The 3,685-nt window shown below is 68.6% G+C and carries 3 protein-coding genes; all 3 read left to right on the plus strand.

Annotation, left to right across the window (positions count from 1 at the left end; all coding sequences use genetic code 11):
* Positions 1–1,074 (plus strand): FecCD family ABC transporter permease (locus MXD60_RS03625; protein WP_248817501.1); only part of this gene is annotated, 1,074 nt, incomplete at its 5' end.
* Positions 1,065–2,003, plus strand: a complete 939-nt coding sequence (locus MXD60_RS03630) for an ABC transporter ATP-binding protein (protein WP_248817502.1) — start codon at positions 1,065–1,067, stop codon at positions 2,001–2,003. The genes MXD60_RS03625 and MXD60_RS03630, both read left to right, overlap by 10 nt.
* A 324-nt stretch (positions 2,004–2,327) precedes the next feature.
* Complete coding sequence (locus MXD60_RS03635) at positions 2,328–3,422, plus strand: hypothetical protein (protein ID WP_248817503.1); 1,095 nt, start codon at positions 2,328–2,330, stop codon at positions 3,420–3,422.
* The last annotated feature ends 263 nt before the right edge of the window (positions 3,423–3,685 follow it).

Raw genomic sequence — 3,685 nt, forward strand, 5'->3', positions numbered from 1 at the left:
GACCCGGTGCCCGTCGCGGACCCGGTCCCCGGCGCCAGCAGGCGGCTGGCGGAGCGCGTTCGCGCCGGCGTCGCCGACAACCTGCGGGTCGTCCTGCTCGCCGTGGTCCTGCTCGCGCTGGTGGTGATCTCCTTCGGGCTCGGCCGGTACTCGCTCGGGCCGCTGACGGTGCTGCGGGTCCTCGGGCACGAACTGTTCGGCATCGGTGAGCCGGTCTCCGGCCAGAACCGCGCGGTGGTCATGGACATCCGGATGCCGCGGATCCTCGCCGCGCTGCTCGTCGGCACCGCACTGGCCTCCTCCGGGGCGGCCTACCAGACGATGTTCCGCAACCCGCTGGTCTCCCCGGAGATCCTGGGGGTCGCGGCGGGCGCCGGCTTCGGCGCGAGCGTGTCGATCCTGCTGCACCTCGACACCACCGCGCTCCAGATCATCTCCTTCGGCTGCGGGCTGCTCGCCGCGGTCCTGGCGCTGACCATCGCCCGGTTCGTCGGCCGGGGCTCACTGATCATCCTGGTGCTCGGCGGCATCATCATCGGGGCGATGTTCAATGCGCTGATCTCCAGCGCGCAGTACTTCGCGAATCCGGAGACGACGCTGCCGGAGATCACGTTCTGGCTGTTCGGCAGCCTCGGCCGGGCCAGCATGCACGGGCTGATCGTGCCCGTGGTCATCGTGGGGGTCTGCCTGATCGCCCTGACCTCGGTGCGCTGGCAACTGACGGTGCTGGCGACCGGCGACGACGAGGCGCGGTCGCTCGGCGTCAACCGCACCCGGATCTGGGCACTGACGATCGGTGCGTCGACGCTCATGACGGCGACCGCGGTGAGTGTCGCCGGGATCATCGGCTGGGTGGGCCTGGTCGTTCCGCACCTGGCGCGCTTCTTCGCCGGGCCGTCGTTCAACCGCCTGCTGCCGGTGTCAGCGCTCATCGGCGCCAGTTACCTGCTCGCCGTCGACGACGTCGCGCGCACCGCGACGTCGATGGACCTGCCGCTGGGCATCCTGACCGCCCTGATCGGCGCGCCGTTCTTCGTCGGACTGCTCGCAAAGGCGGGACGCCAGTGGCTCTGAGTCCAGCACCGCAGGTCACGGACGGCGCGGCGGCGCCGGGACCGGATCCCGCCGGCGCCCCGGAGATCGAGGTCAGCGGCCTGTCGTTCAGGTACGGGCGCACCGGCCACCGGCTGACCGACGTCAGCCTGACCGTGCACGCCGCCGAGGTCTGCGCCCTGCTCGGGCCGAACGGTGCCGGGAAGACGACGTTGCTGCGCTGCGTGCTCGGCTTCCTGAAGCCAACGGCCGGCACGGTGCGCATCCGCGGGCAGGAGATCGGCTCGCTCGCGCCGCGTGAACTCGCCCGCCGGGTGGCGTACGTGCCGCAGTCGACCTCGTCGCCGTTCCCGTTCACCGCCCTGGACATCGCCGTCATGGGCCGCACGCCCTATCTCGGCGTGCTCGAATCCCCGTCGGCCCGCGACCGCCGCGGCGCCCTGGCGCAGCTCGACCGCCTGGGCATCGCGCACCTGGCCGACCGGTCCTTCGCGGCGCTGTCCGGGGGCGAACGTCAACTGGTACTCCTCGCCCGCGCGCTCGCGCAACGGGCGGCGATCCTCGTCCTCGACGAACCGACCGCCGCGCTGGACTACGGCAACGAGGTCCGCACCCTGCAGGTGGTCGCCGAACTCGCCCGCGAGGGCCATGCCGTGATCATGACCACCCACCAGCCCTCGCACGCGCTCACCTACGCCAACCGGGCGGTGCTGATGCGCGGCGGAGCCCTGATCGCGGACGGGCATCCCGACGACGTCGTGACCGGCGAACATCTCAGCGATCTGTACGGCGTTCCCGTGCACGTCGCGGGGGTGACGCTGCCGCCCGGTCATGGCCGGCGCGAGATGCGGACGTGCGTTCCCATTCCGACCTCGCCCGTGGCGGCCCTGTCTCCGCCGCTCCCATTCCAGTCAAACACCGGCGACGGCCGATCCCCCGCGGCGAGGTAATCCGGATTTAACCTCGCGACGTATCCGGAAAGCCTCCCCGACCACGTCCGGTCCGTTATGATTCTGTTCAAAGGCTCGTCCGGTCCACGGGCCGATGTGGCAGAAGCAGTGGCAGAAGCAGTGGCAGAAGCAGTGGCAGAAGCAGTGGCAGAAGCAGTGGCCGGAGCGGGAATCCGCCCGACCCACACAATGTCCCTGGCGTCGCCACCCAGGAAGTCTCCCCGATCATTCTCGATTTCATTCGTGATGATCCCTGGCGGTCGATCCAGTCCTGCCTCACCGGCGCCCGCCACCCGGCCCGCACGTGTCAGGAGGAGATGAGAGATGCCCTCGTCCGAGATCGTCGTCGATCCGGCCAGGATACGGCAGTTCGGAGATCCCACCGGCACCGTCTTCTGCCTGGTCACGAATGCTGCCCTGCTGGAGCACATCCAGTTGATCAAGACCGCTCCGTATGATGACTATCGAATCATCGACTTCCGCGGAGGCGAGGACGAGTTTGCCCGTCTCATGCGGGAAGATGTTCCCGAGCAGGCGCACGTACTGGTAATGTCGCCCTCTCACTTCTTCCAGTCGCCGCCGGTGGACGTACTCGGGCCGCGCCGCAAACTGCTCGGGATGGCCTGCAACTCCACGCCGACGGACGTCGAGACCCTGCGCCACTTCCTGCGCTGTGTCGAGGCGACCGACCCGCAGGCCCAGGAGGACTTCTCCGACCGGTTCTTCGAGCTCGCCGAGCGCGGCGAGACGCTGGAGTACCGCGACGACCGGTACGGCACAGTGGCGGTCCTGCGCCTGTTCGACCGCGAACTGGTCTGGAACCAACAGGCCGGACTGGTCGGCTGGGGCGAACAACAGATTGTGCCAGCCGGCGAGATCAGTGTGCTTCCCATCGAGATCAGGGAGTTCGAGGACTATCTTCGACTGCCCCTTGACGGAGAAATAGTCATCCAGGGCAACCCGATCCTGCACTCTGGTACGCCGTCGTTCTCGCGGCGCGACCAGGAGCGCATTCACAGCAAGCTCTGGCCGCTCAGCGAGTTCGCCGTCGTGGCTCAGGTCGACAACGGTCTGATTACCAAAATGACTTGCCCAGACCCGGCCGGCCGTGTTATTCTGGAGATGTTCGAAGCGCTCTTCGAGGTAGATTCCAGATACCGCATCGTCTGGGAAATCGGCCACGCGCTCAACACCACACTCGACTTGCTTCCCGGTAATCACGCGATGAACGAGGTGTACGGGGCGACCCAGGGCTGCCTGCACTGGGGAATCGGCCTCACGCCCTTTACCCAGTACCACCTCGACATCATTTCTCCGGGAACGACCGTCACCAACGAGCTGGGCGATGTACTGCTCGGCACGCCGTCGACCAAGACGTCGACGGAACCCCCCAGGAGTCCGGTCGGGTTGGCCACCTGACCGGCCGAGACGAGGGTTTCCCTCGTCTCTCCCCCGGCATCCCGCGGAACCCCGGAAGGAGGTGATCACTGTGGAGAAGGTCGCGCAGAAGAAGATCCAGGTGAAGAAGAACGACCGCTACCTGGGCACCCTCCTCGGCTGACAGCCGCGGTAAGGAGTGGGCCGGCCGGCCCCGGCCCGCCCCCCCCCCCCCCCCCCCCCCCCCCCCCGGGGGGGTCCCGCGCCCACCGCCCGGCCCCGGCCCCACCCCGGCCCCGGCCCCC

It is taken from the genome of Frankia sp. AgB32 (assembly GCF_023243045.1).
GTDB lineage: Bacteria > Actinomycetota > Actinomycetes > Frankiales > Frankiaceae > Frankia.

What these genes read in the sequence shown, in the direction of transcription:
- MXD60_RS03635 (WP_248817503.1), top strand. Translation starts at nt 2,328, where the DNA reads ATGCCCTCGTCCGAGATCGTCGTCGATCCGGCCAGGATACGGCAGTTC.